General features: G+C 74.8%; 24 protein-coding genes. 8 read left to right on the plus strand and 16 right to left on the minus strand.

Annotated features, from left to right (window positions below):
- The first annotated feature begins 11 nt into the window (after positions 1 to 11).
- Entirely contained in the window at positions 12 to 965 is a 954-nt protein-coding gene (locus KPL57_RS32245; RefSeq protein WP_226354404.1) for an AraC family transcriptional regulator, read from the plus strand.
- Here KPL57_RS32245 and KPL57_RS32250 read toward each other — a convergent pair.
- The 6 genes from KPL57_RS32250 to KPL57_RS32275 all read right to left on the minus strand — a co-directional run bounded on the left by KPL57_RS32250 (position 901) and on the right by KPL57_RS32275 (position 7,632).
- Positions 901 to 1,443, minus strand: a complete 543-nt coding sequence (locus tag KPL57_RS32250; protein WP_226354405.1) for an SCO family protein — start codon at positions 1,441 to 1,443, stop codon at positions 901 to 903. The genes KPL57_RS32245 and KPL57_RS32250 overlap by 65 nt on opposite strands.
- The gene (locus tag KPL57_RS32255; RefSeq protein ID WP_226354406.1) at positions 1,440 to 2,903 is read right to left on the minus strand and encodes a hypothetical protein; all 1,464 of its coding nucleotides are present in this window, start codon (positions 2,901 to 2,903) and stop codon (positions 1,440 to 1,442) included. The genes KPL57_RS32250 and KPL57_RS32255 overlap by 4 nt, the downstream gene beginning before the upstream one ends.
- A gap of 136 nt (positions 2,904 to 3,039) precedes the next feature.
- Positions 3,040 to 3,621, minus strand: coding sequence for a peroxidase-related enzyme (locus KPL57_RS32260; RefSeq protein WP_226354407.1), 582 nt, complete (start codon positions 3,619 to 3,621; stop codon positions 3,040 to 3,042).
- 26 nt (positions 3,622 to 3,647) lie between these two features.
- Positions 3,648 to 4,307 (minus strand): response regulator transcription factor, encoded by a 660-nt coding sequence (locus KPL57_RS32265; protein WP_226354408.1) that lies wholly within the window; start codon positions 4,305 to 4,307, stop codon positions 3,648 to 3,650.
- Positions 4,304 to 5,617, minus strand: a complete 1,314-nt coding sequence (locus KPL57_RS32270; RefSeq protein ID WP_226354409.1) for a sensor histidine kinase — start codon at positions 5,615 to 5,617, stop codon at positions 4,304 to 4,306. The genes KPL57_RS32265 and KPL57_RS32270 overlap by 4 nt, the downstream gene beginning before the upstream one ends.
- A 35-nt stretch (positions 5,618 to 5,652) precedes the next feature.
- A complete protein-coding gene (locus KPL57_RS32275) occupies positions 5,653 to 7,632 on the minus strand; it encodes a serine hydrolase domain-containing protein (protein WP_226354410.1) in 1,980 nt (659 codons plus the stop codon).
- A 122-nt stretch (positions 7,633 to 7,754) separates the two neighbouring features.
- Between KPL57_RS32275 and KPL57_RS32280 the strand changes: the two genes are divergently transcribed.
- Complete coding sequence (locus tag KPL57_RS32280) at positions 7,755 to 8,093, plus strand: hypothetical protein (RefSeq protein WP_208822755.1); 339 nt, start codon at positions 7,755 to 7,757, stop codon at positions 8,091 to 8,093.
- A 3-nt stretch (positions 8,094 to 8,096) separates the two neighbouring features.
- Here KPL57_RS32280 and KPL57_RS32285 read toward each other — a convergent pair whose 3' ends face one another.
- From KPL57_RS32285 to KPL57_RS32315, 7 genes are all read right to left on the minus strand, one after another.
- Complete coding sequence (locus KPL57_RS32285; RefSeq protein WP_226354411.1) at positions 8,097 to 10,190, minus strand: hypothetical protein; 2,094 nt, start codon at positions 10,188 to 10,190, stop codon at positions 8,097 to 8,099.
- A gap of 347 nt (positions 10,191 to 10,537) precedes the next feature.
- Positions 10,538 to 10,717, minus strand: a complete 180-nt coding sequence (locus KPL57_RS32290) for a YbdD/YjiX family protein (protein ID WP_073576102.1) — start codon at positions 10,715 to 10,717, stop codon at positions 10,538 to 10,540.
- Complete coding sequence (locus KPL57_RS32295) at positions 10,714 to 12,888, minus strand: carbon starvation CstA family protein (RefSeq protein ID WP_226354412.1); 2,175 nt, start codon at positions 12,886 to 12,888, stop codon at positions 10,714 to 10,716. The genes KPL57_RS32290 and KPL57_RS32295 overlap by 4 nt, the downstream gene beginning before the upstream one ends.
- A 185-nt stretch (positions 12,889 to 13,073) precedes the next feature.
- Positions 13,074 to 14,444 carry an MFS transporter gene (locus KPL57_RS32300; RefSeq protein WP_226354413.1) on the minus strand — a complete coding sequence of 457 codons (1,371 nt, stop codon included), beginning with the start codon at positions 14,442 to 14,444 and terminating at the stop codon, positions 13,074 to 13,076.
- A 202-nt stretch (positions 14,445 to 14,646) separates the two neighbouring features.
- Positions 14,647 to 16,473, minus strand: coding sequence for a phosphoenolpyruvate carboxykinase (GTP) (locus KPL57_RS32305; RefSeq protein WP_226354414.1), 1,827 nt, complete (start codon positions 16,471 to 16,473; stop codon positions 14,647 to 14,649).
- A 387-nt stretch (positions 16,474 to 16,860) separates the two neighbouring features.
- A complete protein-coding gene (locus KPL57_RS32310; RefSeq protein WP_226354415.1) occupies positions 16,861 to 17,214 on the minus strand; it encodes a hypothetical protein in 354 nt (117 codons plus the stop codon).
- Positions 17,215 to 17,418: 204 nt separating this feature from the next.
- Positions 17,419 to 19,038: an MFS transporter gene (locus tag KPL57_RS32315; RefSeq protein ID WP_226354416.1), complete on the minus strand. Its 1,620-nt coding sequence runs from the start codon at positions 19,036 to 19,038 to the stop codon at positions 17,419 to 17,421.
- Between the two features lie 148 nt (positions 19,039 to 19,186).
- On the opposite strand from KPL57_RS32315, the gene KPL57_RS32320 reads away from it, so the two are divergent.
- Positions 19,187 to 19,771, plus strand: coding sequence for a TetR/AcrR family transcriptional regulator (locus KPL57_RS32320; protein ID WP_226354417.1), 585 nt, complete (start codon positions 19,187 to 19,189; stop codon positions 19,769 to 19,771).
- 88 nt (positions 19,772 to 19,859) lie between these two features.
- Positions 19,860 to 20,312, plus strand: a complete 453-nt coding sequence (locus KPL57_RS32325) for a hypothetical protein (RefSeq protein WP_226354418.1) — start codon at positions 19,860 to 19,862, stop codon at positions 20,310 to 20,312.
- Between the two features lie 9 nt (positions 20,313 to 20,321).
- Here KPL57_RS32325 and KPL57_RS32330 read toward each other — a convergent pair whose 3' ends face one another.
- Positions 20,322 to 20,600 (minus strand): DUF6802 family protein, encoded by a 279-nt coding sequence (locus tag KPL57_RS32330; RefSeq protein ID WP_226354419.1) that lies wholly within the window; start codon positions 20,598 to 20,600, stop codon positions 20,322 to 20,324.
- The gene (locus KPL57_RS32335; protein ID WP_226354420.1) at positions 20,590 to 21,315 is read right to left on the minus strand and encodes a hypothetical protein; all 726 of its coding nucleotides are present in this window, start codon (positions 21,313 to 21,315) and stop codon (positions 20,590 to 20,592) included. The genes KPL57_RS32330 and KPL57_RS32335 overlap by 11 nt, the downstream gene beginning before the upstream one ends.
- A gap of 252 nt (positions 21,316 to 21,567) precedes the next feature.
- Between KPL57_RS32335 and KPL57_RS32340 the strand changes: the two genes are divergently transcribed.
- The 4 genes from KPL57_RS32340 to KPL57_RS32355 all read left to right on the plus strand — a co-directional run bounded on the left by KPL57_RS32340 (position 21,568) and on the right by KPL57_RS32355 (position 26,317).
- A complete protein-coding gene (locus KPL57_RS32340; protein ID WP_226354421.1) occupies positions 21,568 to 22,533 on the plus strand; it encodes a glycosyltransferase family 2 protein in 966 nt (321 codons plus the stop codon).
- Between the two features lie 65 nt (positions 22,534 to 22,598).
- Positions 22,599 to 23,597 carry a glycosyltransferase family 2 protein gene (locus KPL57_RS32345; RefSeq protein WP_226354422.1) on the plus strand — a complete coding sequence of 333 codons (999 nt, stop codon included), beginning with the start codon at positions 22,599 to 22,601 and terminating at the stop codon, positions 23,595 to 23,597.
- Complete coding sequence (gene trmB / locus KPL57_RS32350; protein ID WP_226354423.1) at positions 23,590 to 24,402, plus strand: tRNA (guanosine(46)-N7)-methyltransferase TrmB; 813 nt, start codon at positions 23,590 to 23,592, stop codon at positions 24,400 to 24,402. The genes KPL57_RS32345 and trmB overlap by 8 nt, the downstream gene beginning before the upstream one ends.
- A gap of 823 nt (positions 24,403 to 25,225) precedes the next feature.
- Complete coding sequence (locus KPL57_RS32355) at positions 25,226 to 26,317, plus strand: nitric oxide synthase oxygenase (protein ID WP_308016892.1); 1,092 nt, start codon at positions 25,226 to 25,228, stop codon at positions 26,315 to 26,317.
- Between the two features lie 7 nt (positions 26,318 to 26,324).
- On the opposite strand, the gene paaI is transcribed toward KPL57_RS32355, so the two are convergent.
- A complete protein-coding gene (paaI, locus tag KPL57_RS32360; RefSeq protein WP_374203818.1) occupies positions 26,325 to 26,774 on the minus strand; it encodes a hydroxyphenylacetyl-CoA thioesterase PaaI in 450 nt (149 codons plus the stop codon).
- Between the last annotated feature and the right edge of the window lie 63 nt (positions 26,775 to 26,837).

Below are 26,837 nucleotides of genomic sequence, written 5' to 3' on the forward strand. Positions count from 1 at the left end.
AGCATCGCGGGATGTACTCCGCGACGGCCTCCTCCTTCGACGAGTGGAGCGCGATCGCCGAGACCGGCTTCGTCCCACTCCGGGTGCAGCCACCGGGCGGGCGGCCCGCGGCCTTCCGCGGCGAGCTCGTCGGGCGCGGGCTCGACGCCCGCCTGGACGTCTCCCGGATCACCGCCGACCCGTGCCGCATGACCCGCTCCGGGTCGCTCGACGACGCGCCGGACACGCTGTTCCTCTCGATCCAGGGCAGCGGCTCGGTACGCGTGTCGCAGGCGGGGCGGGTCGCCCGGGCCGTCGCCGGGGAGGCCGTGCTGTACCGCAGCCGCGACCGGCTGTCGCTGGTGTGCGAGCAGCCGACCACCTGCCTCACCCTCCAGGTGACGGAGGAGTGCGCGGAGCTCGACGGGGCGGCCGTCGCCGCGGCACTCGCGCGCACGATCCCGGCCTCGACACCGGCACTGCGCGTACTGGCCGCCACCCTCGCCACGCTCGAGCAGACCGCCGACGGCCTGGACCCGGTGCCGGCCGCCCGGATGTCGTCGGCGGTGCTGCAGATGCTCGACGCCCTGCTCGGCTCGCTCGACGGCACCGAGGCGCTCCCGACCGGCCCGGTCGCCCTCGCCGCGACGATGCAACGGTTCGTCCTGGACCACCTCACCGACCCCGGCCTGTCCGTCGACGCCGTCGCCCGGCGGTTCGGGGTCTCCGGCCGCTACGTGACACGGGTGTTCGCCGACGCGGGCCGGCCGCCACCCGCCACGTTCCTGCGCGAGGAGCGTCTGCGGCGGGCCGTCCGGCTGCTCGACGGGGAGCACCGCCCGACGGTCGCCGCCGTCGCCGCGCGGTGCGGGTTCGCCGACACGACCACGTTCACCCGGGCCTTCCGGCGCCGCTACGGGGTCACCCCGGGGGCGTGGGGCCGTCCGGGGGCGTCCGACCGGCAGGTCGGGTCCCCGCGGCCGTGAGTACGGCCGCCAGGTCGGCGGCGATCGACGCCGCGTCCCGGGTGTCCGGCCAGAACCGGGCCGGGACGGCGGCGGGGTCGAGCAGGTAGGTCATCGCGGTGTGCTGCACGTCGTAGCCGTCCGGGGTGTCGCGGCGGCGGGTGAAGACGCGGAAGGCCGCCGCCGCGTCGCCGGTCTGCTCCGCGGTCCCGGTGAGTCCGGTGAACCGGGGGTGGGTGGCCGCGAGGTGGCTCCGCAGCCGGTCCGGGGTGTCCCGGCCGGGGTCGACGGTCACGTACAGCGGGACCAGCTCGGCGGCCGCCGCGCCCAGCCGGTCGAGCACGTCGTCGAGCAGGTCGAGTGCGCGGGGGCAGACCACCCGGCACGCGGTGAACCCGAACCGGACCAGCTGCCAGCGCCCACGGTAGGTCGCCTCGGTGACCGGGACGCCGTGGTGGTCCACCAGCGAGTAGGTCGCGCGGATCGGCGGCGCGGTCACGGCGCGGCCACCAGGTCGACCGCCGCGCCGTCCGGCACCGCCAGCACCGACGGGGTGCGCGGGGTGACCTCGGTGCCGTCCAGGCGCAGCCGGGTCCCGGGTGCGAGGCCGGCGAGGGTCACGGTGCCCCCGCCGGGGACGCTCCGGTCGCGGCGCAGGCGGGCGTGCAGCACGCCGTCGACGACCTCGGCCCGGCTGACCTCGACGTCGCGGTCCACCTCGGCGAGCCGGGGCGCGTCGTGGTGCCCGGCCGGCCAGGGGTCGCGGTAGAGGCCCCGCAGGCCGTCCTCGACGTTGAGCCGCGCGTAGCCGAGCAGGACGTTGCCGGTCATCGGCTCGATCTCGGTGCGCCGCCCGTCGGCGTCGTGGGGTGTGTCGTTGCGCGGGTAGTACAGGCCGCCGTCGCGCTCGGTCGGGGCCATGAACCGGTCGGCGTGGGCGAGCAGGCCGTCGAGGGTCTCCCGGTCGCCCATCTCCGAGGCCCAGGCCGCGACCCAGCCGAAGTCGCAGGTGTCGGACACGATCTCCTGTCCCATGACCTGACGGGCGGGCGCGGAGGGCACCGAGAACGTGCCGTCGGGACCGGGTTCGAGGAAGTCGGCGACCTGCCGCCGGTAGTGCCGGCGCACGAAGTCGCCGTTCCAGGTGTTCATCAGCGCGCCGCACCACGCGTCGGCCCAGGGCGAGGGGAGGTCGTTGGGCCGCACCTCACGGGTGTCCTCGGAGATCATCATGGCGTAGTGGCCGCCCTCGTCGAGACGGCCGAAGTCGGCCCACGCCTTCTCGTAGCCGGCCACGACCTCGTCGGCGCGGGTGCCGCCGGTGATCTGGTCGTGCAGCCGGAACCCGAGGATCGCGGGCTGGTTGCAGATCTGGAACACGCAGTTCGGCTCGCACGCGACGCCGAGGTAGCCGGTCTCGACCATCTGCCAGTACAGGTGCTCGGTCAGCGAGTCCCGGTCGTAGGCGAACCGCTTCTCCTCCCCGCCCCAGAAGAACGACCAGTGCCGGAAGGTGAGCGAGCCGGGGGCGGCGAAGTGGTCCGAGCCGAAGAGCTGGTCGTGCAGCGTGGCGCAGGACTGCACGTACGCCGAGTACATGATGTTGTCCCGGACCACCGGGTCCCACTGCTCGGTGTAGCCGTCGGAGAGGTGGGCGTTGAACACCGAGCCGCCGCGCGAGACGTCGCGCCAGTAGAGCCACACCTCGGGCTCGAGCAGCTTCTCGACCAGCCGGCGGATCGTGGGGGCGAACAGGCCGGGCGCCGCGGGCAGCCGGTGCCGGTGGGTGAGGGCGAGCCCGTAGACCATGTAGGCGAGCTGGAAGCGGTAGCCGCCGAAGTCGTCCTGGCTGACGCCCTTGCCGTGCATCAGCGACCAGTCGTTGGGCAGCTGCCGGGACAGGTTGTCCCAGTGCCGCAGGTGGCCGAGCTGCTCGCGGGTCAGGATCCCGTGGGACACCGTCGTCCTCCCTCCGGCAGCCGCCCACGCGGTCCGCCGCGCCGGACCCTAGGCCGGTCCCCGGCCGCCGGGCCGTCGTTCCCGGAACCCGGGCAGGGCGTTCCGGGAACACCGGCCGCGGCGGCGGACCGGGCCCTCAGCTGCGGGGGATGCGCCCCATCAGGAAGAACTCCGGGTTCGGGCGCAGCGCGGTCAGGTGCGCGAGCCGGTTCGACATCGCGAACAGCGCGGTGATCGCGCCGACGTCCCAGATCTCGTCCTCGGACAGCCCCGCGGCGCGGGCGTCGTCGAGGTCGGCCTCGGTGAGCGCCTCGGAGTTCCGGGCGACCAGCAGGGCCAGGTCGACGATCGCGCGCTCGCGCTCCGACAGCTCGACGGCGTAGGGGTTGGTCGCGACGCGCTCGGCGATCTCCGGGTCCTTGTAGCGGACCCGGAGGATCGCGCCGTGCGCGACGACGCAGTAGGTGCAGTTGTTCGCCCCCGAGGTGGCGACGACGACCAGCTCGCGCTCGGCCTTGGACAGTCCGTCGTCGGAGTCCATCAGCGCGTCGTGGTAGTCCAGGAACGCCCGCAGCTCCCGCGGGCGCCGCCCCAGTGCGCGGAACACGTTCGGGACGAACCCCGACCGCTCCGCGATCGCGCCGATCCGCTCCGCCAGGTCCGGCGGGAGCCCGTCGGGGTCGACGTGCCCGAACCTGCTCACCTCGTGCTGTGCCATGACGCGGACGCTAGCCGTCCGGGCCGTCAACCGGGAGCGGCGACGCCGGTCCGGTAGGCCCACACCACGGTCTGCAGCCGGTCCCGCGTCCCGATCTTCGCCATCGCCCGGCCCAGGTGCGACTTGACCGTGGACGTCTCGACGACCAGCTCGTCGGCGATCTCGGCGTTGGACAGCCCGCGGGCCAGCATCCGCACGATCTCGGTCTCGCGCGGTGTCAGCGGGGCGACCCCGCCGTCCGGTGCGGCGTCCGGGGCCGGGCGGCGACGCGCGAACTCGGCGATCACCCGGCGGGTGACGGTCTGGTCGATCAGCCCGTCGCCGCGGGCGAGGCGGCGGACGGCGTCCACGAGGTCGTCGGGGTGGGTGTCCTTCAGGACGAACCCGCTCGCGCCCGCCTCCAGCGCGCCGAACACGTAGTCGTCGAGGTCGAAGGTGGTGACGACGAGGACCGCCGGGACCAGGTCGTCGAGGCCGGTGATCTCCCGGGTCGCGACGAGCCCGTTGCCGCCGGGCATCCGGACGTCCATGCAGACCACGTCGGGCCGGTGCGCGCGCACCAGCGCGACGGCCTCCGGCCCGCTCGACGCCTCGCCGACGACCTCGACGTCACCGGCCAGCTCCAGGAACATCCGGAACCCGGCCCGGACCACCGCCTGGTCGTCGGCCAGCACCACCCTGATCACGCGCGTCCCCCTCCGGTCTCCGGGCCGGGATCGTGCGGGACGACCAGGCGGACCCGCCAGCCGTCGTCGCCGGTCCGGCCCGCCTCGAACGTCCCGCCGACCAGCTGCGCCCGCTCGCGCATCCCGGCCAGCCCGAACCCGCGGGTACCCGGGGCACCCGCGGACGGTGCCGGGGTGCCGCGTGCGGGCCCGTTCACCACCTCGACGGCGACCCGGCCGTCGGCGTGGGTCACGGTCACCCGGACCGGGGCGCCGGGGGCGTGCTCACGGGCGTTGGCCAGTGCCTCCTGCGCCACCCGGTAGCAGGTGACGTCGGCGACCGGGGACGGCTCGCCCGGGTCCCCGCGCCGGACCAGCTCCACCGGCCCGCCCAGCTCCCGGGCCTGTTCCACGAGCCCGTCGAGCTCGGCGAGACCGGGGACCGGGGCGTCGGCCTCGGCACCGCCCGCGCCCGGCTCCCGCAGCGCCCCGACCACCAGACGCAGGTCGTGCAGGGTGCGGCGACCCTGCTCCCGCAGCCGGGACGCCGTCCGGCGCGCCTCGTCCGGGTCCCGGTCCACCAGCCGCTCGACCACCGCGGCCTGCACCACCATCGCCGACAGGTGGTGGGCGGCGACGTCGTGCAGCTCGCGGGCCATCCGGGCCCGCTCCCGGGCGACGGCGGCGTCCGCCCGTTCCCGGTACGCCGCGACGACACCGGCGGTGTGCACCCGGTCGAGCTCGGCGTAGCGACGCCGGGTCCGCAGGTACACGCCCAGCAGCAGCGGGCCGCCGTAGACCAGGACCGCCGACAGCACCTGGGCGACGACCAGCCCGGTCGCGCCGAACAGCGCGTCGCCGGACGGGCGGACCGCGATCCCGGTGAGCACCACGGCCGTCTCGACGACCGCCGCGACCCCGACCAGCACCCCGGCCCGCCACGTCGGGAGCCGGGACCCGCAGGTGCCGGCGGCGACCGCCGTCGCGGGGCCGCGCAGTGCCGCGCCCACCGGCAGCAGGACGACGTTCACCAGCTCCAGCCCGACCGTCAGCGCCAGGCAGGCCGCCGGGGCGGTGCGGCGCAGCGCCAGCAGCAGGTTCTGCACGGTCACCACCCCCAGTGCCAGCGCCGCCGTGCCCGGCGCGAGGCCCAGCTCCGCGGCCGGTCCCGGTGCCAGCACCACCGGGGCGACCACCGCGAGCGTCCCGGCCGCGACGAGCACGGCCAGGGCGGCGTCGCGGCGTCGCGGTCCGGCCAGGCCGAGCGCGGTGAGCCGGGCGTCGAGCCGTTCCGCGCCCGTGCGGGGCGGCGGTTCGGGGTGCGGGTGCATGGGGTCTCCGGCCTCGGGTGGGGTGATCGTAGGGCTCAGTAGGTGAGGCTCGGCAGCAGCAGGCCCGCCACGACCGCCACCACCGCGACGCCGGCCAGCGCGACCAGCAGCAGCACCCGGCCGGTCACCGGCCATGCGCCGGCCCGGGCGCGCAGCGCGGTGACCACCCCGGCCGCCGCGACGGGCACGCCCGCCAGCCCGATCCACTGGAGCACCTGGAGCCCGCGCAGCACCGGGAGCGGCACGTCGCCCAGCGACGCGATCGCGAGCACCGAGACCACCCAGCCCGTGAGGGCGACGAGCGCGGCCGCCGCCGCGGCCCGGGTGAGGCCGTGCAGGACCCGGTCGGTCCGCGGCCGCGCCGCGACGACCACGCCGTACCGGCGCCGCCACAGCGCCCCCGCGGGCCAGGCGACCAGCGCGCCGAGCAGCACCACGACCGAGCCGGCCAGCACCGTGCCGAGCAGCGCCGCGTCGCGCAGCGGGCCGACCGGCAGCTCGGTGAACGCCGCGTCGTGGCCCAGCGCGGTGACCCGGCCGTCGGCGTCGGTGCGCACGGTCAGCAGCCGCTGGCCACCGACCTCCCGCCACAGCCCGGGCCGGACCTCGGCGTAGGCGGCCGGGCGGACGTCGTTCGGGGCGGGCGAGACCAGCAGCGTGCCGTCCGGGCGGGCCGCCACCCGCATCTGCCCCAACAGGTTCATCGCCCCCATGAAGGTGCTCGCCGACCGGCGGGCCGACTCGTAGGTGCCCGCGATCGCGGCCGCCCGGGCCGGGGTGCCGGCGTCCGGGGCGGGCGCCGGGCCCGCCGTGCCGGGCAGGTAGCGGTCGGTGAACCCCTCGGTCACCGCGCGCCGCAGCTCCAGGGTGTCCGCGCCGCCGCGACCGCTGCTGTTCGTCGTGACGAACACGCCGATCCGCTCGGCCGGGTAGAGCTGCAGGTGCGAGTGGAACCACTGGGTGTCGCCGCCGTGGCCGAGGACGAGGTGGCCGTTGCGGCTCTCGTCGAACAGGCCGGGTGTCATCCGCGGGCCGTCGGCGAGCGCGCCGAGGGTGTCCGGGCCCAGCGCCGGGCGCTGCATCAGCGCCCACGCGGCGGGGGAGAGCAGCGGGGTCGAGCCCGGCGCGCCGAGCAGGGCGGAGGCGAACCGGCCCATGTCGGTGGCCGACGCGCTGAGCGACCCGGCCGGGGCCGGGCTGACGATCTCGAACGGCGCCGGCGGGGCGTCGACACTGGTGTAGCCCTCCGACATCGCCCCGGCGGCGGCCGCGGGCAGCGGCTGGTCGAAGGTCGCGGTCGTCATGCCGGCACGGTCGAGCACCTCGCGCTGCACGTAGCGCTCGAAGGGCTCCCCGGTGACCCGCTCGACGACGTGCCCGGCCAGGCCGTAGCCGTAGTTGGAGTACGACGGCACGGTGCCGGGGGTGCCGACCTGCTCGGGCGGGTCGGTGGCGAGGAACTCCCGCAGCGACGGACCACCCGGCGCGGTGCGGATGAGGCCGCGGATCTGCTCCTCGAAGCCCGCGGTGTGGCTCAGCAGGTTCCGCAGGGTCACCGGGCCGCGGGGCATCGGCACGTCGATGTCGAGGTAGCGGCGGACGTCGGCGTCGAGGTCGACCAGGCCGCGGTCGGCGAGCTGCAGCACGGCGACCGCGGTGGCCACCTTCGACACCGACCCGACCCGGAACAGCGTCCGGTCGGGGTCGACCGGCCTGCCCGGTCCGGCCGAGCCGTAGCCGCGGGTGGTGAGGACCTGCCCGTCGCGGACGACGGTGACCGCGGCCCCGGCGATCCCGGTCCGGTCGAGCGCGGCGGGGACGAGGCCGTCCAGCCAGGCGTCGACGTCGGCGGGGGTGAGCGGGGCGGTCGGGACGGCCGGCCGCGGGGCCGGGTCGGGGGCCGGCGCGGCCGGGGCCGTGCAGCCGCCGACCAGGGCCGCGACCAGCACGACGAGCAGGGCGATGGCGGCGGGGCCGCGGCGGGGCGGGCCGCCGGTCCGGCGTGCGGTGATCATGCCGTCGAGCCTCGCCGGAACGGGTCCCCGGCACATCGGGCGCAGGTCGGCACTGCGGCCTACGACCTCCGACGGAGGCCGCCCTTCCCCGCGCGAGGCCCGATCGGGGACCATGTCGCGCCATGGGAGTCCCGGAGCAGGTCCGCACGCAGCTCGCGACCTGGTGCACCGAGCAGGTACCCGACGGCGAGAGCGACCGGCGCCGGATCGCCTACACCACGGCCGGCAGCACCGTCACGATCCTCGACCGGCGGCCGCCCGCGTTCCCGGAGCTGGGTGCGGCGTGGTCGTCGACGGCGCTGGCGCAGCTGCGGGCCGACGACCCCGGGCCGGGCAGCTGGACGCTGTACCGCGTCGCCGACCCCGGCTCGGGGCAGCGCTGGCAGCCGGCGGGGCCGCCGGACACCGACCCGTTCGTGCTGCTCGCGCAGGTCGCCGACGGGATCCGCGCGAGCAGCTGACGCTCAGTCCTCCCGGCCGCCCGTGACGGCCGGGCGCGGGCCCGGGGCCATCGCCGACGGCGTCGACGGGCGGGACGGCGCGTCGTCACGCGGCGCCGTGTCCGACCCGCGCGGGGCCGGGCGCGGTGCGGGCACCGGCGTCTCGACCGCCTCGCGGGCGGTGACCGGTCCGGCCTGCGCCGGGACGGCGACCGGGACCTCCGGTGCCTCCGCGGCCGTACGGGCGGCGGGCACCGACGACAGCGGCGGGACGACCGGGACCGCGGGGTCCGGCCGCACGGCGGCGGTGCGGTCCCCGGTGCCGCGCAGGAACCGCGCCGATGCCTGGTTCAGCACCTCGAGCAGGGTCGTCCCGGACGAGGCGGCCCGCGGCTCGTCCCCGACGACGGCGAGCATCCGCGGCGCCGCCGCGGTCAGCAGCAGCCCGTCGGCCTGCATCGCACCCGCACCCAGCACGACCACCAGGTCGGCGGTGTCCGCCGGGGGCAGCGTGCCGAGGACGTCGTCGACGGGCTCGGCGACGACCAGGCCGAAGCCCGGGACGCCGCGGCCCGCGTCGGCCGCCCAGGTCTCGGCGAGCTGCGGATGGGTCCCGGCGAGCTCGCCGAGCAGCCGGTCCAGCTCGTCGCGGTCGGCGACCTCGCGCCGGGCGCGGTCGAGCTCCTCGCACGCGTCGGTGTAGGCCTGCGGGTCGTGCGCCCGCAGCGCCGCGACGACGGCCTCGTGCTCCGGGGCCCGTGCCCCGTCGGGCACCCGGTCGGCGCAGGTGGCGGCCAGGCGCTCCAGCTCGTCGGCGGCCTCGGCGGGGTCGCCGTGCTCGTCGTAGTCGACGATCGCGCGGGCGACCCGCTCCGCGGCGGCCAGGTCCGGCACCGAGACCGGGGAGTCCTGCTGCAGGAACAGCACGTCGTGGCGGAGCGCGCCGACCGACCGTGCGGTCGCCGCCACCCGGTCCAGGGTGTCGGTGAGCGCGGGCAGCTCGGAGGGGTCCCGCGGGATCGGCAGCCCCAGCACCGAGCACAGCCGTGCGATCTCGTCGTCGCGGCGGGCCAGGTCGAGGTGGTGGACGATCGCGACCACGTGGTCGTAGTTCTGCGGGGCCTCACCGGCGACGCGGAAGCGGCGCAGGTGCGGCTCGGCGTCCTTCTGCTCCTGCGGGCGGAAGTAGGACCGGGTCCGGCCGCCGGAGTCGAGGAAGTCCAGGTAGCGGCGGACCACGTCGGCGCCGCCCTGGGGCAGCGGCTCCACGATCTCGACCGTGGGGCCCGCGGCGTAGCGGGCGCGGTCGTCGCGCTGCCGGGCTGAGTGGCCCTGGAGCGCCTCGAACTCGGCGCGCAGACCCTGGTGGACCAGGCGGCCGACGACCTCGCGCAGCCGGTCGGCGTCCGGGGCCGCGGCGATGGACTCCAGCGAGCGCAGCACGCAGCGGGCGACCTGGGTGACGGCCCCGCGCCGGTCGGCGTCGAGGTCGCGCAGCAGGCCGGGGACGATCCGGGCCTCACCGGTCTCGGCTCCGGCCACGACCCGTCCGGCCCGCTCGCAGCAGCCCGCGACGTCGGCCGGGTCGGGCATGCCGTCGGCGTCGGGGAGCTGCTGGCCGCGCCGGGCGGCGCGGTCGGCGCCGACCCGGGCGAGCAGGCGGCGCAGCCGCTGCAGCTCGGGGACCGGCAGCTCCGGGAACGACGTGGCGACGCGGCCCGCGACGCTCGCCGGCAGCGCGTCGTGCACCGCGGCGACGCGCTCGGCGGGCGCACCGGTCAGCAGGACGCGCATGCCGTAGCCGGTCAGCTCGGCCAGCGCCCTGGCGAGCTCGCCGGGGCTGGTGTCGGAGAGCACGACGAGCGGCTCCTCGGCCACCACGCCGAGCAGCGTCGACGGGTGGGCGGGGTCCTCCTCGGGGCGCGGCGGGGCCGCGGCCCCCAGCGCGGTCGACAGGGTCCGCAGACCGGCGGGCACCCGGCCGGCGCGCACGTCGCCGGTGATCCGCGCCGCCGCCGTCCGCGGTGCCGCGCCGCCGCGGCCGGCCGACGCCAGCCGTTCGACGAACGCGACGAGCGCGTCGATGTCCGTGTCCTCGGACACCCGGACGTCCAGCATCTCGCCTCACACCTCCGCCGTACCTGTGTCGTCGCCCCGGGGACGACGTTCACGGTGTGTATCGCCGTGGACGGCCCGGTGTTCCGCCTCCGCCGCGACTTTCCGGCCGGGACCGGTCGGCCACCGTCACGACGAGCGACGGAGCCGGGTCCCGTTCGGGGCACACGACGGGTGCGGGTTCGTCCACTCGGACGTCCCCGGTTCCCGCGAGAGGCTACCTGCTGGGGCGCCACGCTGGGCCGATCTCGTCGACACCGTGCAACGACGCCCCCTTCGGCACCCTCCGCCGTCCACAGTGGGTGACCGAGTCCGTCCGGGCACTGCTCCATCGGAGTGAAATACCCGGGTCAGCAGCAGCGGGCGGACGGGACGCGGTCCTGACGGTCGGTCCGCTCCCGCCAGAACTCGCGCTCGCCCAGCACCGGCGCACCCGGATGGTGGGCCGCCCGATGGGCCAGGTACCGCTCGTAGTCGCGCTCCCCGGCGAGCTCGCGCAGGAACGTCCAGAACGCCCGGACCCGGCTCATCCGGAGCCCCCGGTCCGCGCGAGCTCGCGCTCCTCGCGGGTGGCGATGAGCCCGGCCGGCGCCTGGATCCGGGACTCGACGTACGGGTCCTCGGAGCCGCCGGGCAGCGGGCGTCCGCGCAGCGCGGCGACCCACACCCGGACCGAGTCGGCCAGCACGATCACGATGAGCACCGCGAACAGGGCGGTGAGCACGGTGTCGACGGTCGTGTTCACGACGACCTTCTGCATCGCCTCGACGGTCTTGGCGGTCCCCAGGCTCGTCTTCCCGGCGTCGAGGGCGGCCTGGTACTGGTCGCGCTGGGCCCAGAACCCGAGCTTGGGGTTGTCGGAGAAGATCTTCTGGTAGCTCGCGGTCAGCGTGACCACGGCGTCGAACACCAGCGGCACCAGCGTGATCCAGGCGTAGCGGGCCCGGCCGGTGCGGATCAGCAGCGTCGTGCAGACGGCCAGCGCGACCGCCGCGAGCAGCTGGTTCGCGATGCCGAACAGCGGGAAGAGCTGGTAGATCCCGCCCAGCGGGTCGTTGACGCCGGCGTAGAGCAGGTAGCCCCAGGCCCCGACGATGACCGCGCTGCAGATCCAGGCGCCCGGCCGCCAGCTCGTGTCGCGGAAGCGCGGCCAGACGTTGCCGATCGTGTCCTGCAGGATGAAGCGCCCGACGCGGGTGCCGGCGTCCACCGTGGTGAGGATGAACAGCGCCTCGAACATGATCGCGAAGTGGTACCAGAACGCGCGCATCGCATCGCCGCCGAAGACCTGGGAGAACACCGTCGACAGCCCGACGGCGAGCGTCGGAGCCCCGCCGGAGCGCCCGACCAGGGTCTGCTCCTCCACGGCCTGCGCGGCCGCGGTCAGGTCGGCGGGGGAGATGGTGAATCCGATCTGCTGCACCGCGGCGGAGGCGGTCTCGACGGTCGGCCCGAGCACCGTCGCGGGCATGTTCATCGCGAAGTACAGGCCGGGGTCGAGGATGCAGGCCGCGGCCAGCGCCATGATCGCGACGAAGGACTCGGTGAGCATCGCGCCGTAGCCGATGACCCGGATCTGGGACTCCTTCTGGATCAGCTTCGGCGTCGTGCCCGAGGCGACCAGGGCGTGGAACCCGGACAGCGCACCGCAGGCGATGGTGATGAAGACGAACGGGAACAGCGAGCCCGCCGCGACCGGGCCCTGCCCGTCGGAGGCGAACCGGGTCAGCGCGTCCATCTGCAGCGACGGCCAGGCCAGCAGGATCGAGGCGGCCAGCAGCACGACCACGCCGACCTTCATGAACGACGACAGGTAGTCGCGCGGCGCGAGCAGCATCCAGACCGGCAGCACCGAGGCGGCGAAGCCGTAGACCACCAGCGCGAGGGTCAGCTGGTTCGCGGTCAAGTGGAAGACCTCGCCCCACGACGAGTTCTGCACCCAGCCGCCGCCGACGATGGCCAGCAGCATCAGCGCGACGCCGACCACCGAGACCTCGATGATCTTCCCCGGTCGCAGGTAGCGCAGGTAGAAGCCCATGAACAGGGCGATCGGGATCGTCATCGCGAGCGAGAACGTGCCCCACGGCGAGTCTGCCAGGGCCTGCACGACGACCAGCGCCAGCACCGCCAGCAGGATCACCATGATCGCGAGGACGGCGACGATGGCCGCCGTCCCGCCGACCGGCCCGATCTCCTCGCGGGCCATCTGGCCGAGGCTGCGCCCGCTGCGGCGGGTGGAGAAGAACAGCGTGACCATGTCCTGGACCGCGCCCGCGAACACGACACCGACGATGATCCAGATCGTGCCGGGCAGGTAGCCCATCTGCGCCGCGAGCACCGGGCCGACCAGCGGGCCGGCGCCGGCGATGGCCGCGAAGTGGTGGCCGAACAGCACCCGGCGGTCGGTGGGCTGGAAGTCCTGCCCGTCGTCGAGACGCTCGGCCGGGGTGGCCCGGGTGTCGTCCACGCGCAGCGCGCGATGGGCGATGAAGCGGGAGTAGAAGCGGTAGGCGATCGCGTAGGAGGCGACCGCGGCGAACACCAGCCAGGCCGCGGAGATCTGCTCGCCGCGGGTGAACGCGACGATCGACCAGGCGATCGCCCCCACCACCGCCACCGCGACCCAGATCGCGATCTGCTTCGGGTCGCGACGACGGGCCGTGCCCGTCCCCCCGGCCCCTGGCTCTCCCGGTCGCTCCATCGTGACCATGCCGCCCCCTGCTCGTGCACCGTGCGCGACCGACGCCGTCGTGGAGCCGGCCCGGTCGGGCACGTTACGTCGAGCAACGTTCGCTGTCACCGGTCGTGGGAACGCCGTTACCGAGTCTCGACCCGGGTCCCGTCCGCGGGGGACGGCGGACGGGACCCCGTGACGTGGTGCGCCGCTCAGCCCCGGGAGTCCTCCCCGATCCGGGTGATGTCGAGGTCGCGAGTCTCCCGCAGGAGCAGTACGGCGCCGCAGGCCGCGACGCAGACCCCGGCCGCGATGGACGACATCAGCACCCAGCCACCCCCGGCACCGGCGACGGCCGCGGCGACCAGCGGGGTGAACCCGCCGACGATCGACGCGACCCCCACCCCGAGCCCGATCCCGGTGACCCGCACCGTCGTGCCGAACATCTCGGAGAAGTAGGCCGGCACGACCCCGACGATCGCGGCCTGCCCGAACGACAGCGTCCCGAGCATCGCGGCCAGGATCAGCAGGAAGTTCCCGCTCGGCAGCACCGCGAAGAACGCGAACAGGAAGACGGCCTGGACGATCGCCCCGCCGATGAGCACCGGACGGCGGCCGACCCGGTCCGAGAGCGCGCCCCACACCAGGTTCATGGCGATGTTGGCGAGCGTGGTCAGCGTGACCGCGGAGACGACGAGCGCGGGCACCGACACGTCCAGGTTCGCCCGGGCGTAGGAGACCGAGTACACGGTGACCAGGTAGAACGCGATGACCTGGGCCGAGTAGACGACCACCGCGACCAGCGCGGGCCGGGCGTAGGTGCGCAGGACGCCGAGCAGCGGCAGGCGGGCCTGCACCGGCGCCGTGGCCGCGGGGCCCGCGGCGGGGTCGGCGACGGCGTCGACGAAGACCTCGGGCTCGGGCACCTTGCGCCGGATGACGAACCCGACCACCACGACGAGCGCGCTGAGCAGGAACGGCACCCGCCAGCCCCAGGCGAGGAACTGGTCCTCGGGCAGGGTCAGCACCAGGGCGAACACCCCGGAGCCCAGCGCGATCCCGGCCGAGGAGCCGGACATCGCGAACGCCCCGAAGAACCCGCGACGCCCGGGCGGCGCGTGCTCGACGGCCAGCGCCGACGCACCGCCGAGCTCGCCGCCGGCGGCCAGGCCCTGGGCCAGCCGCAGCACGACGAGGATCGCGGGCGCCCACACCCCGATCGCCGCATGGGTCGGGAGCACACCGATGAGGAACGTCGCGACGCCCATCAACATCAGTGTTGCCACGAGGGCCGCCCGCCGGCCCATCCGGTCGCCGATGTGACCGAAGACGATGCCGCCGACGGGTCGTGCGAGGTAGGCGATCCCGAACGTCGCGAGCGCCAGCAGGGTCCCCGCGGCCGGGTCGGCGTCGGGGAAGAAGACGTCGTTGAGCACCAGCGCCGCGGCGGTGCCGTAGATGAAGAAGTCGTACCACTCGACGACGCCGCCGATGAAGCTACCTGCGGCGGCGCGCGTCGAGGTGGCGGTGCCCGAGGGCTGCGTGCCGAGCGTCGTCGCGCCCGGGGCAGGGGTCCCGTCCATGCCGTGCCACTCCTTTGTGGTCGAGCCGGTCGGAGCCACCCGCGGGCTCCGGAAACGGACGCGACGAACAAACCACACCGCAGCGCACGAATCAACACTTTCGTTGACGACGCCGGTGTGGTCGGCACGCAGCACGGAGCCCCCGCACACCGGACGGCGTGCGGGGGCTCCGTGGGTCTCGCGCGGCCGGGGCCGCGGTGGGTCAGGCGCCGAGGCGCTGCTTCAGTGCCTCGAACTCGTCGCGGATCGAGGTCGGGAGGTTGTCGTCGCCGATCTTGGCGAACCACTCCTCGATCAGCGGGATCTCGGCCTTCCACTCCTCGACGTCGACGGCCAGCGAGGCCTCGACGTCGGCGCGCTCGGCGTCGACACCGTCGAGGTCGAGCTGGTCGGCGGTCGGCACGAACCCGATGGGGGTGTCGACGGCGGCGGCCTTGCCCTCCAGTCGCTCGATGCACCACTTCAGGACGCGGCTGTTCTCACCGAAACCGGGCCACAGGAAGCGGCCGTCCTCGCCGCGGCGGAACCAGTTGACGTAGAAGATCTTCGGCAGCTTGTCCGCGTCCGCGCCCTTGCCGGTGTTGACCCAGTGCGCGAAGTAGTCGCCGACGTTGTAGCCGAGGAACGGCAACATCGCCATCGGGTCGCGGCGGACCTCACCGACCGTGCCGGCGGCGGCCGCGGTCTTCTCCGAGGACATCGTCGCGCCCATGAAGGTGCCGTGCTGCCAGCTGCGGGCCTCGGTGACCAGCGGGACCGTGGTCTTGCGACGGCCACCGAACAGGATCGCCGAGATCGGCACGCCCTTCGGGTCGTTCCACTCCGGCGCGACGACCGGGCACTGGTCGATCGGCACGGTGTAGCGGGAGTTGGGGTGCGCGGCCTTGGCGTCCGAGTCGGGCGTCCAGTCGTTGCCCTTCCAGTCCGTCAGGTGCTGGGGGTCGCCCTCGAGGTCCTCCCACCACACGTCGCCGTCGTCGGTCAGCGCGACGTTGGTGAACAGCGCGTTCCCGGCCTCGATGGTGCGCATCGCGTTCGGGTTGGTCTTCCAGTTGGTGCCCGGCGCGACGCCGAAGAACCCGAACTCGGGGTTGGTGGCGTAGAGCCGGCCGTCCTCGCCGAACTTCATCCAGGCGATGTCGTCGCCGACGGTCTCGGCGCGCCAGCCGGGCACGGTCGGCTGCAGCATCGCGAGGTTGGTCTTGCCGCAGGCGCTCGGGAAGGCGGCGGCGACGTAGTAGGCCTTCTCCTCCGGGCTGATCAGCTTGAGGATCAGCATGTGCTCGGCGAGCCAGCCCTCGTCGTGCGCCATGGCCGAGGCGATGCGCAGCGCGTAGCACTTCTTGCCCAGCAGGGCGTTGCCGCCGTAGCCGGAGCCGTAGCTCCAGATCTCCCGGGTCTCCGGGAAGTGGCTGATGTACTTGTCCTCGTTGTGCGGCCACGGGACGTCCGCCTGACCCTCGGCCAGGGGGGCGCCGATCGAGTGCAGGGCCTTGACCCAGCGGTCACCGGCCTCGTCGAGCAGCGGCAGGATGTGCGCGCCCATCCGGGTCATGATCTTCATGGAGATCACGACGTACTCGGAGTCGGTGATCTCGACGCCCAGCTTCGGGTCCTCGGCGTCGGTCGGGCCCATGCAGAACGGGACCACGTAGAGGGTCCGGCCCTTCATGCTGCCGCGGTACAGCTCGGTCATCGTCCGCTTCATCTCGGCGGGCGCGACCCAGTTGTTGGTCGGCCCGGCACCGCGCTCGGTCTCGGTACAGATGAAGGTCCGCTCCTCGACGCGGGCGACGTCGCCGGCGTCGGACGCGGCGTAGAAGGAGTTCGGCTTCTTCTCCGGGTCGAGCCGCACGATGGTGCCCTGCTCGACCAGCTGGTCGGTGAGCCGGGTCCACTCCTCGTCCGAACCGTCGCACCACACGACGCGGTCCGGGGCGGTCAGCTCGGCGATCTCCTGGACCCAGGCCGCGACGCCCTGGTTGGTGGTCGGTGCCTTGTCGGTGCCCGGAACGGTCGCTGCAGTCATGTCGTCCTGTTCTCCTCGCCGGCCCCGGCCCGTCACCGGGGGAACTACGACGGGCCCGCGACCGGAGTCGGCAACGGGCCCAGACGGGAAAAGGTGGTTTCCGAGGCTACCTGCGAAATAGTGCGCCACCCATGGGTGGAGTTGAGAGGTCAGGCACAGCACCGATCATGTAAATCGATCCAGTAGCCGACGGAGGACGGCAATGTCCGCCCAGGTGACAGGCATGTCACACGAACGCAACCTGTTCCCGGTGACCGATTCGGCGACGATCCGTGACATCGGCACGCACATTCCGGGAGAAGCGTCGCGGAAATTCACCCGCAGGCCGGAAGCGACCGTTTCAACGCATTCCCGGAACCCACTTAGGGCTTTCAGGAACGGAAGTGGTCAGCGCACGGAGGCGACGGCGCGCGCGAGCTCCGGGACCATGATCGGCAGCCGGTGCGCGGTCACCTGCCAGTAGCGCGTGCCGGGATCACCGGCCCGCCAGGCGTCGGCGAGCCGGACGACGGCGTCCGGGTCGATCCGCCGGCGCGGCCGGGGCCGCATCCCGCAGCGCTCACGGACGCCGGCGTCGAGCGCACGCCAGGCGTCCTCGGCGGTGGTGTGGACCGAGACCTCCGGGCGGGCCGGGACGGCGTCGTGGTCCTCGGTGCCGGGATCCCCGGCGTCGCGGTCCACGGAGTCACCGGGGTGCTCCCCGAGCACCAGGGTGTAGGCGCTGACCACCTCGTACGGCACGGCTGTCTCCCGTGTGGAGTCGGCACCGGCAACCGGCACCGGTCGCCGCGGACGAGCCGTAGTGAACCAGCCGGGGCACACCGGATCCGCCGAACGAGCGTCCGACGGGGCCGCGCGTCGCCGGAACCACCCGTCCGGGCGGCCGGACGGTCACCCGTGACCGTCACGGGTGGTCACCCGATGCTCACACCCCGCGACGAGCGGTCAGCGGCGCGCGACCGCGTGCCCGGCGTCGGCGTCCACTGCGGAGGCACCGGCCGCCAGGACGTCCCGGTGCGCGCGGCGCAGACCGAGCCCGGCCGTCACCAGCACCACCGCGACGGCGACCGCCGCCACCCCGGACGCGACGTCCACCCCGTGCACGAACGCCTCCCGCGCGGAGGCCAGCAGGGCCGCCGCGGTGTCGGCGGGCATCGTCGTCGCGACGTCCGCCGCCCCGCCGAGGGTCTCCCCGGCCGAGGACGGCGTCCCGTCGGGGAGCACGACACCCGCCCGGTACACCGCGGACAGCACCCCGCCGACCAGCGCGGTGCCGAGCACCGCGCCGACCTCGTAGGCGGTCTCGGAGACCGCGGCCGCGGCGCCGGCCTTCTCCGGCGGGGCGGCGGCGAGGATCGCGTCGTTGGTGACGGTCTCGGACAGCCCGATCCCCGCGCCGATCAGCACCGCGGCCGTCATCAGCAGCACGACCGCCGAGTCCACCTGCAGGAACAGACAGACCACGTAGCCGGTCAGGACGAGCGCGAGCCCGGTCGCGACGAGCTGGTGCAACGCGAACCGGCGGGCCAGCCGCGCGGCGGCGAGCCCGGCCACGACCGTCACCACGAAGCCCGGCAGCAGGAGCAGGCCCGCCTGCAGCGGCGAGTACCCGACGACCAGCTGGAGGTACTGGGCGGAGAAGAACAGCAGCCCGGTGAGCCCGAACATGGTGGTGGCGTTGGCCAGCGCGCTGTGCCGGAGCACGGGGCGGGCGAACAGCTCCAGGTCGATCAGCGGGTCCAGGCCGCGCCGCACGCGTCGCCGGTAGTGGGCGACGAACGCGGCCCCGGAGCCGACACCCACCAGCACCGACGCGACGACGGCGGGCGTCACCCCGCCCGCGGACCCGGCCAGCTTGAGGGCCAGGACCAGCGGTCCCATCGTCAGCAGCGACAGCACCACACCGACCAGGTCGAGCCGGCCCGGCTCGGTCTCCCGCGACTCGGGCACCACCAGCGGCGCGACGACGAGCAGCAGCGCCATCGGCGGCACGCTCATCACGAAGATCGAGCCCCACCAGAAGTGCTCGAGCAGCAGCCCGCCGACGATCGGGCCGAGCGCCGCGCCCGCGGCGAACCCGGTCGCCCAGATCGCCAGCGCGAGCCTGCGGTGGGTCCGGTCGAGGAACACCGACCGCAGCAGCGCCAGCGTGGAGGGCATCAGCATCGCGCCGAACACGCCGAGCAGGGCGCGCGCCGCGACGAGCTGGGCGGCCGAGGTGGCGAACGCGGCGAGCAGCGAGACCGCACCGAAGCCGGCGACGCCGATCATCAGCAGCCTGCGGCGGCCGATCCGGTCGCCGAGGGTGCCCATGGTGACCAGCAGGCCGGCGAGCACCAGCGGGTAGATGTCGACGACCCACAGCAGCGTCGCCGCGTCCGGGCGGAGCGCGGCCGAGAGCTCCGGCAGCGCCACGCCGAGCACCGTGTTGTCGATCGACACCAGCAGCGTGGGGATGGCGAGCACCGCGAGCGCGAGCCAGGCGCGCGGCCCGGGTCGCGGCGCCACGTCCGGCCCGCCCCTGTCCATCGCCGCGTCCCCTGCGCCGACCTCCGGCCGTGACATCGCCGTTCTCCCTCGTACTCGTCGTCCCGTGGTGCCCTGATCCGGACGCAGCTTTACCGTCCGGACGGTACATCTTTATACCGTCCAGACGGTACAGTCCATTCCCGGCCAGGACTGTGAGGCGGGGCACGGGCACTAGGCTTCGCCCATGGCGTCCCACTCCGAACGACGGAACGCGGGGACACGGGGACCGGGCTCGGCCCGCGACCGGGTCCTCGACGCGTACGAGACGCTGCTGATCGAGCAGGGGCCCGGTGGCGCCACCCTCGACGCGGTGGCGGCGGCGGCCGAGGTGTCCAAGGGCGGGCTGCTATACCACTTCAACTCCAAGGAGTCGCTGGTCGGCGGCCTGCTGGAGCGGCTGCGCGAACGCAGCGCCCGGGACGCGGAGCTCATGCGCTCGGACGCGGCGGGCACCGTGGCCTACTACCTGCGCACCTCGATGCCGGGCAACACCTCGCCGGTCGGGCTGACCCGCACCTACCTCGCGACCCTGCGCATCGCCGACGGCACCACCTCCGGGGAGGCCGCACGGAGCGCGCTGGCCGACGTCGACGCCGACGGGCTCGCCGCGCTCGGCGAAGAGATCCACGACCCGGTCGTGGCCTGGCTGGTGCAGCTCGTCGGGGACGGCCTCTACCTGCGCACGCTGACCGGCGCGCCGCTCACCGGCGGGGTGTCGACCGACGAGCTGCTCGACACACTGCGGGAGCTGCTCGCCGCCCGCTCCTGAAACGGATGAACACCTCGCGCGCAGAGCGCGTCGAACCGGTCGCGCGGGGTAGTCTCCAACCCTGCACACGCACGGGGAGGGGCCCACTGTGGAGGGAACCGGCGGCTATCTCGCACTGGTCGTGGTCGGAGTGGCGATCACGGTGGTCGTGGGCCAGATCCTGCTGCGCACCGGGCAGCCGTTCCTGGAGGACGTCTTCCAGAACACGGAGACGTCGCACTCCATCAACCGGCTGCTGGTGGTGCTGTTCCACCTGCTGACCCTCGGCGTCCTCGGCATGATCTCGGTGATCGACATCGACAGCATCACCGGCGTGCAGCAGATCGTGTTCAAGATCGGCGCCGTGCTGCTGATCGTCGGGATCGCCTACGGCGTCTCGATGCTCGTGCTGCTGCGCATCCGCGAGCGGCGCCGCCAGCAGAAGGTGTCCGCGGACATCGACCGCTCCATCGCCGAGCAGCGCCGCGGCGTCGGCCGGTTCCGGCGCGGCGCGAGCACCGACGGCGAGGGCCGCGCCCCGGCCGACCAGCCCGAGGACTGACCCCGGGACTCAACCGGGGTCGCCGGGAAGACCGGTCACCGCGTCGGCGAGACCGTCGCCGTCGAGGTCGGTCCAGAACTCCGGACCTCGCACCGTGTCGACGACGAGCGTCTCCGCCACGCCGTCGCCGTCGGCGTCGCGGGCGGCGGGCCCGGACACCGGGACCGACCCCACGACGCCGGAGCGGGCCCGCGGCACCCGCATCCACCAGGGCACGGGCAGCGCCGCCGCGACCACCGCGCCCGCCAGGACCGTGCTCCCGACCGGTACCGGCGGCTCAGCACGCACGGGCCGGCTCCCCGGTGGGGCGCTCCTCCGTGGGGCGCATGGGGTGCGGCGCCCGCTGCGGCAGGGCCCACCCCGTCGGCGACCGCTCCGCGTCCGAGATCCACCGCAGCAGCTCGCGGTCCGCGGCGACGAGCACCGCGTCGCGCACCCGCCGGGCCAGCGCACGGTCCCGGGTGGAGCGGACCGTCCGCACCCGGGCCGCGACGAGCGCGCCCACCAGCAGGACGAGCCCGGCGAGGGCGGGCAGCACCCCGGGGCCCGCGGCCGGGAGCAGCCGCGCGCCGGCCACGAGGAGCGACAGCACCGACACCGCCGATCCGGACAGGACCGCCCCGGACCACGCCCCGCGTTCCCGGCCCGGCGCGACGGCGAGCGCCCGGGCCGCCGCGGCGACGAGAGCCCCGCCACACGACGGTGACGGACCGTGAGTGACATGCGTCACGTGTGCGCCCTGATGTCGTAGCGCGGCCGCGGCCGCACGGCGGCGCAGGACCGGTCCGCTGCGGCGCGCCCAGGCGTCGTCGAGGGTGCGGGCGGGACCGTCGAGCGCGGCCGTCCACCACCGGACGTCGCCGGCCCGCCCCGCGCGCCGGGCCGCGTCCGCCGCCAGGCCGTCGACCTGCACCGACAACGTCGCCAGAAGATCGGCGCGGGCCTGGTCGAGCGCGGTGCGCAGCGGCGGTCCGATGCTGCCCGACAGCGGTTCCCGGTCCATGCCGGACAGTGTCGGAGGGACCGGTCCGGGACGGATCCGTAGGACTGCGCAGCGGACCCGGGTGATCGTCGTCCCTTCTCATGGGCAAGGCTGAACCGCAGCGTGGACACGGACGAATCAGCCGACCGGGGCAACCCCACGGGCTCCAGGGACGTCCACTGATCGGGCAATACCGAAGACGCCCGACACCAGAACCGCAACCGGACCGTGATCGCGTCGTTGGACGAGTAAGCGGACCTGTATGGAGGAAGTGTGAGCGCCGTTACGCCCGCCCGCCCGACCGTCACGCCCGATGCGAGCGCCCCCGCGCGCCCCGGGCGTCAGAACGGTGCCGGTGCCGGACAGTCGCCGTTCCCGGCGAGCCCTGCCCGACCCGGCGGGCGCGCTCCGCTGGCGCCGCAGCCGGAGGGACCCGAGGGCTTCCGTCGCCCGCGGCCCCGCCCGGCTCCGCGCCGCAGCGCGAACCCGGCGGTGTCGGTGATCGTGCCGACCCGCAACGAGGCCCGGAACCTGGAGATCGTGCTGCCGGCCATCGCCGCGGTGCGCCCGGCCGTGCACGAGGTCATCGTCGTCGACGGCAACTCGACCGACAACACGGTCGCCGTCGCACGGCGCACGCTGCCCTGGGCGCGCGTCATCACCCAGACCCGCAAGGGCAAGGGCAACGCGATGGCCTGCGGCTTCACCGCCGCGACCGGTGACGTCATCGTCATGTTCGACGCCGACGGCTCGGCCGACCCGAACGAGATCCCGGCCTTCGTGAACGCGCTGGTCAAGGGCGCCGACTTCGCCAAGGGCAGCCGGTTCTGCAAGGGCGGCGGCTCGGACGACATCACGCTGCTGCGCAAGTCCGGCAACGCCGGCCTGAACACCGTCGCGAACCGGCTGTTCGGCACCCGGTACTCCGACCTCTGCTACGGCTACAACGCCTTCTGGGCCGACCTGCTCCCGCAGCTCGAGCTCCCGGACCCGGCGGCGCCGCAGCCCGAGGACGGCTCGATGCTCTGGGGCGACGGTTTCGAGATCGAGACCGTGCTCAACTGCCGCGTCGCGGCCGCCGACCTGACGATCACCGAGGTGCCGTCGGTCGAGCGCGAGCGCATGTTCGGCGAGACCAACCTGCGGACCTTCGCCGACGGCACGCGCGTGCTGCGTACCCTGATGGCCGAGCACCGTCGCATGGAGCAGCGTCGCAAGGCCTCGGGGTACGCCCGCTAGGCCCCACGGCGCCGCCCGTTCCGGCCGCCCCCGCCGGATCCCGCAGCATGAGGAGCCCGAACGCCGTGAGCGCCCTGCCGACCGCCACCGTGGTCGTCTGCGTCTACACCGAGAAGCGCTGGTTCGACATCAAGGCCGCCGTCGACTCGGTCCTCGACCAGGACGTGACCCCGCTGGAGACGATCGTCGTCGTCGACCACAACGAACGCCTGCGCGAGCGGGCCGAACGCGAGTTCGGGCCGCTCGGGGTGGTCGTCGTCGCGAACGACAAGAAGCAGGGCCTGTCGGGCGCCCGCAACACCGCGGTCGAGCTGGCCTCCGGTGAGGTCGTCGTCTTCCTCGACGACGACGCCGCGGCCCGCCCCGGCTGGCTGCAGGCGCTCCTCGCCCCGTACGAGGACCCGGACGTCATCGGCGTCGGCGGGGTCGCGCACCCGAAGTGGCCCGACGGGCGTCCGCGGACGCTGCCCGGTGCCGCCCCCGGGGACCCGAACGCCACCGGTGAGCTCGACTGGGTGGTCGGCTGCACCTACACCGGCCAGCCCACCGAGCGCGCCGAGATGCGCAACCTCATGGGCTGCAACATGTCCCTGCGCGCCGAGGTGTTCACCCGCGTCGGCGGGTTCGCCGAGGACATGGGCCGGATCGGCAAGAACCCGCTGGGCTGCGAGGAGACCGAGCTCTGCATCCGGGCCCGGCAGGCCTACGTCGCCGACGGCCGGAACCCGCGCATCCTGTTCGAGCCGCGCGCCGCCGTCGACCACCGGGTGTCCGACGACCGCGTCTCCTGGCGCTACCTGCTGCGCCGCGGCTGGGCCGAGGGGATCTCCAAGGCCGCCGTGTCCAAGGTCGTCGGGACCGGGGACTCGCTGTCCACCGAGAGCAGCTACACGATGAAGGTGCTGCCCGCGGGCGTGATCCGCGAGGCGAAGGAGCGCAACGCCGCCTCCGCCGCCGCGATCGTCGCCTGCTTCGGCGTCACCGCCGCCGGCTACGTCCGCGGCCGGCTGCCCGGCGCGACCGCCCACGTGCGGCTGCCCGCGGGCCGGAACACCGGTGCCTGACCGGGCCACCGCCCCGGAGACCCCGCACCCGCACGACACCCGGATCCGCTCCTACGTCCACCAGCGTGTCCGGCTCTCCGAGGGCCAGCAGTCCGCCTGGGACCGGCTGTGGTCGACGTGGGGTTCCGAGGTCGACGACGTCGTGGCGTCCGGGGTGTGGGACCCGGCGGCGACGTTCGGCCGGACCGCGCCGCTCGTGCTGGAGATCGGGTCCGGCATGGGCGAGACGACGGCGTCGCTCGCGACGGCCGAGCCGGGGGTCGACCACGTGGCCGTCGAGGTCTTCGAGCCCGGCCTGGCCCAGCTGCTCATGCGGATCGAGCAGGGCGATCTGTCCAACCAGCGGCTGCTGCGCGGCGACGCCGTGGAGCTCCTGACCCGGGTCGTCCCGCCCGCGTCGCTGGACGGGCTGCGCATCTTCTTCCCCGACCCGTGGCCCAAGCGGCGGCACCACAAGCGCCGGTTGATCCAGCCGGAGTTCGCCGCGCTGGCCGCGTCACGGCTGCGCCCGGGCGGGCTGCTGCACCTGGCCACCGACTGGCCGCACTACGCCGAGCAGATGCGCCGGGTGGTCTCCGCGGAGCCGTCGCTGCGCCCAGACGACCGCTTCCCGCTCCGTCCGGACGGCTGGCAGGACCGTCCGTCGTGGCGTCCGGTCACCAAGTTCGAGGACCGGGCCCGGCTGGAGGGACGACCGGTTCGTGACCTGCTGTACGTCGCCGACCACGCCCCCGGCACCGGTGACACACGGAGAGTGACCGACTACGGTCGGGAGCATCCCCGACCCGGATCCCCACCCGAGTGACCCCCGAAGGACGCCCGTGACGACGGTGGAGCACGGCAAGAACTCGCACCCCGCTCCCGCGGCACCGAAGCGGCCGGTCGACCGACCGCCCGGCTTCCGGCCGAGCCCGACGCCCCGCCCGATGACGGGCCCGCCGCCGGGCGCCCCGTCGGGTCCGGGTCAGGGTCCCGGCCCGGTGTCCGGGGAGTCCGGCGCGGAGCGGTCCGGCCGGTCGGTGTCGATGGTCCCGCTCGTCGGTCCGGTCGAAGGCCCCGTGCAGGCCACCACCGCCGTGGCGCGACCCGGGGTGGAGGCGACGACGGTCGTCGACCGGTCGCGGGTGCGGCAGGCTCCGCCACGGGAGCAGGGGCAGCCGCGGGAGCAGGGGCCGGGCGGGTCCGGGCCGCTGCGGGACCCGCAGGCCCCGGCCGAGCGGGCCACGGTCGCGACGCCGCTGCCGGAGCGCGCGACCGTCGCGACCCCGGTCCCGGGAACGGCCCAGGCCCCCGGAGCCACCCCCGGCTCCGGCACCACCCCGGCCCCGGGATCGCAGCGCCCGGCCGCCGGCAGCCGCGAGCACCTCCTCACCCGGGTCGACGGCCCGGGCGCCGCGACCACGGTCGTCCGCGTCGCGCCCCCGGGGGAGAACCGCACCGCACCGCCGGTGGAGGGCCGCACCGCACCGCCGGTGGAGGGCCGTAGCGCGCCGTCGACCGGGAGCCGTGTCGCGCCCCCGGCCGAGGGCACCGGTGGCTGCCCGGTCACCGGGCACGGACGCTCCGGCGGACACCCGCCGCCCCCCGGCGTCGCCGACGAGCGGGACCCCGCCCCGGTCGACCCGGCCGTGGCCGAGGAGTTCCTGCGCCAGGTGTACGCCGAGACCGAGCCGGGCGTCCCGCTGCCGGAGCGGCTGCGCCAGGTCCGCGCCGAGATCGACCGCGTCGGCACCTACACCCACACCACGCACGAGCTGGTCTTCGGCACCCGGGTGGCGTGGCGGAACTCCGCGCGCTGCATCGGGCGCCTGTACTGGCAGTCGCTGCAGGTCCGCGACCTGCGCCACCTGCACGACCCGGCCGACATCGCGCAGGAGAGCGTCGGGCACCTGCGCGCCGCCACCCGCGGCGGGAAGATCCGCTCGACGATGACGGTGTTCGCGCCGGACGCCCCGGGGCGTCCCGGCCCGCGGATCCGCAACGACCAGCTCGTCCGCTACGCCGGGCACCGCAACCCCGACGGCACCGTCACCGGGGACCCGGGGCAGGCCGACTTCACCGACCACGTCGTCGGGATGGGGTGGCCGCGGCCACAGCCGGCGGGCCGGTTCGACGTGCTGCCGCTGCTGATCACCGGCCCGGACGGGCGGTCCCGGCTGTTCGACGTCCCGCCGGACGCCGTGCACGAGGTCCCGCTGCGCCACCCCGAGCACCCGTGGTTCGCCCGGCTCGGGCTGCGCTGGCACTCGGTGCCCGCCATCAGCAACATGCCACTGGAGATCGGCGGGGTCGTGTACCCGGCCGCCCCGTTCAACGGCTGGTACCTCGACACCGAGGTCGGCGCCCGCAACCTCGCCGACACCGACCGCTACGACCTGCTGCCCGAGATCGCGAAGCGGCTCGGGCTCGACACCCGGTCGGTGCGCACGATGTGGCGGGACCGGGCGATGGTCGAGCTGGTCCGCGCGGTCACCTACTCCTTCGACGCCGACGGCGTCACCATGGCCGACCACCACAGCGAGGCCGAGCGGTTCATGACCTTCCTGGCGAAGGAGGAGGCCGCGGGACGGCGCTGCCCGGCCGACTGGAGCTGGATCGTGCCGCCGATGTCGGGCTCGCAGACCCCGGTCTTCCACCGCTACTACGACGAGCCCGACCCTGAGCTGCGGCCGGCGTTCCTGGAGCCGCACGGCCTGCGGCCCCGCGACGACCAGGGCTGAGGGCCGTTCAGGGCCGGGCGGCGACCGGGCTCAGGCCCGGCACCTGCCGGGTGCGTCCCCGGAACTCGGCGGCGACCGTCCCGTCGGCGGTGCGGACGGTCACGTCGTAGAGCCCGGACCGGCCGCTCGCGGCGCGCTCGACGGCCTCGGCGGTGAGGACGTCGCCCTCGCGGGCCGGGCGCAGGAACGCGATGTCGGCGCCGCTGGCCAGCGCGGAGACGCCGTGGGAGTTGCAGGCGTAGGCCATCGCGGTGTCAGCGAGCAGGAACAGGTAGCCGCCGTGGCAGACCCCGTGCCCGTTGACCTGGTCGGGGCGGACGGTCATCGTCGCCGTCGCCCGTCCGGGGGCGACCGCGACGACGTCGACGCCCGCCGCACGGCTCGCCCGGTCGCCGTCGCGCATGATCGCGGCGGTCCGGGCGGCGACCTGGTCCGGCGCGGCCGGTGGGTTCTCCATGGGGACAGTCTCACCCGCGTGGGCGCCGGGCCGGGCGGGCGGGGCGACGGCGGCTAGGCTCCC

It is taken from the genome of Pseudonocardia sp. ICBG601, assembly GCF_020496245.1.

Excerpts from the sequence above, each read along its gene's own strand:
- KPL57_RS32245 (WP_226354404.1), top strand. The coding sequence starts at position 12 with ATGTACTCCGCGACGGCCTCCTCCTTCGACGAGTGGAGCGCGATCGCC.
- KPL57_RS32260 (WP_226354407.1), bottom strand. The coding sequence starts at position 3,621 with ATGGCACAGCACGAGGTGAGCAGGTTCGGGCACGTCGACCCCGACGGG.
- KPL57_RS32270 (WP_226354409.1), bottom strand. The coding sequence starts at position 5,617 with ATGCACCCGCACCCCGAACCGCCGCCCCGCACGGGCGCGGAACGGCTC.
- KPL57_RS32275 (WP_226354410.1), bottom strand. The coding sequence starts at position 7,632 with ATGATCACCGCACGCCGGACCGGCGGCCCGCCCCGCCGCGGCCCCGCC.
- KPL57_RS32280 (WP_208822755.1), top strand. The coding sequence starts at position 7,755 with ATGGGAGTCCCGGAGCAGGTCCGCACGCAGCTCGCGACCTGGTGCACC.
- KPL57_RS32285 (WP_226354411.1), bottom strand. The coding sequence starts at position 10,190 with ATGCTGGACGTCCGGGTGTCCGAGGACACGGACATCGACGCGCTCGTC.
- KPL57_RS32290 (WP_073576102.1), bottom strand. The coding sequence starts at position 10,717 with ATGAGCCGGGTCCGGGCGTTCTGGACGTTCCTGCGCGAGCTCGCCGGG.
- KPL57_RS32295 (WP_226354412.1), bottom strand. The coding sequence starts at position 12,888 with ATGGAGCGACCGGGAGAGCCAGGGGCCGGGGGGACGGGCACGGCCCGT.
- KPL57_RS32300 (WP_226354413.1), bottom strand. The coding sequence starts at position 14,444 with ATGGACGGGACCCCTGCCCCGGGCGCGACGACGCTCGGCACGCAGCCC.
- KPL57_RS32305 (WP_226354414.1), bottom strand. The coding sequence starts at position 16,473 with ATGACTGCAGCGACCGTTCCGGGCACCGACAAGGCACCGACCACCAAC.
- KPL57_RS32315 (WP_226354416.1), bottom strand. The coding sequence starts at position 19,038 with ATGTCACGGCCGGAGGTCGGCGCAGGGGACGCGGCGATGGACAGGGGC.
- KPL57_RS32320 (WP_226354417.1), top strand. The coding sequence starts at position 19,187 with ATGGCGTCCCACTCCGAACGACGGAACGCGGGGACACGGGGACCGGGC.
- KPL57_RS32335 (WP_226354420.1), bottom strand. The coding sequence starts at position 21,315 with ATGGACCGGGAACCGCTGTCGGGCAGCATCGGACCGCCGCTGCGCACC.
- paaI (WP_374203818.1), bottom strand. The coding sequence starts at position 26,774 with ATGGAGAACCCACCGGCCGCGCCGGACCAGGTCGCCGCCCGGACCGCC.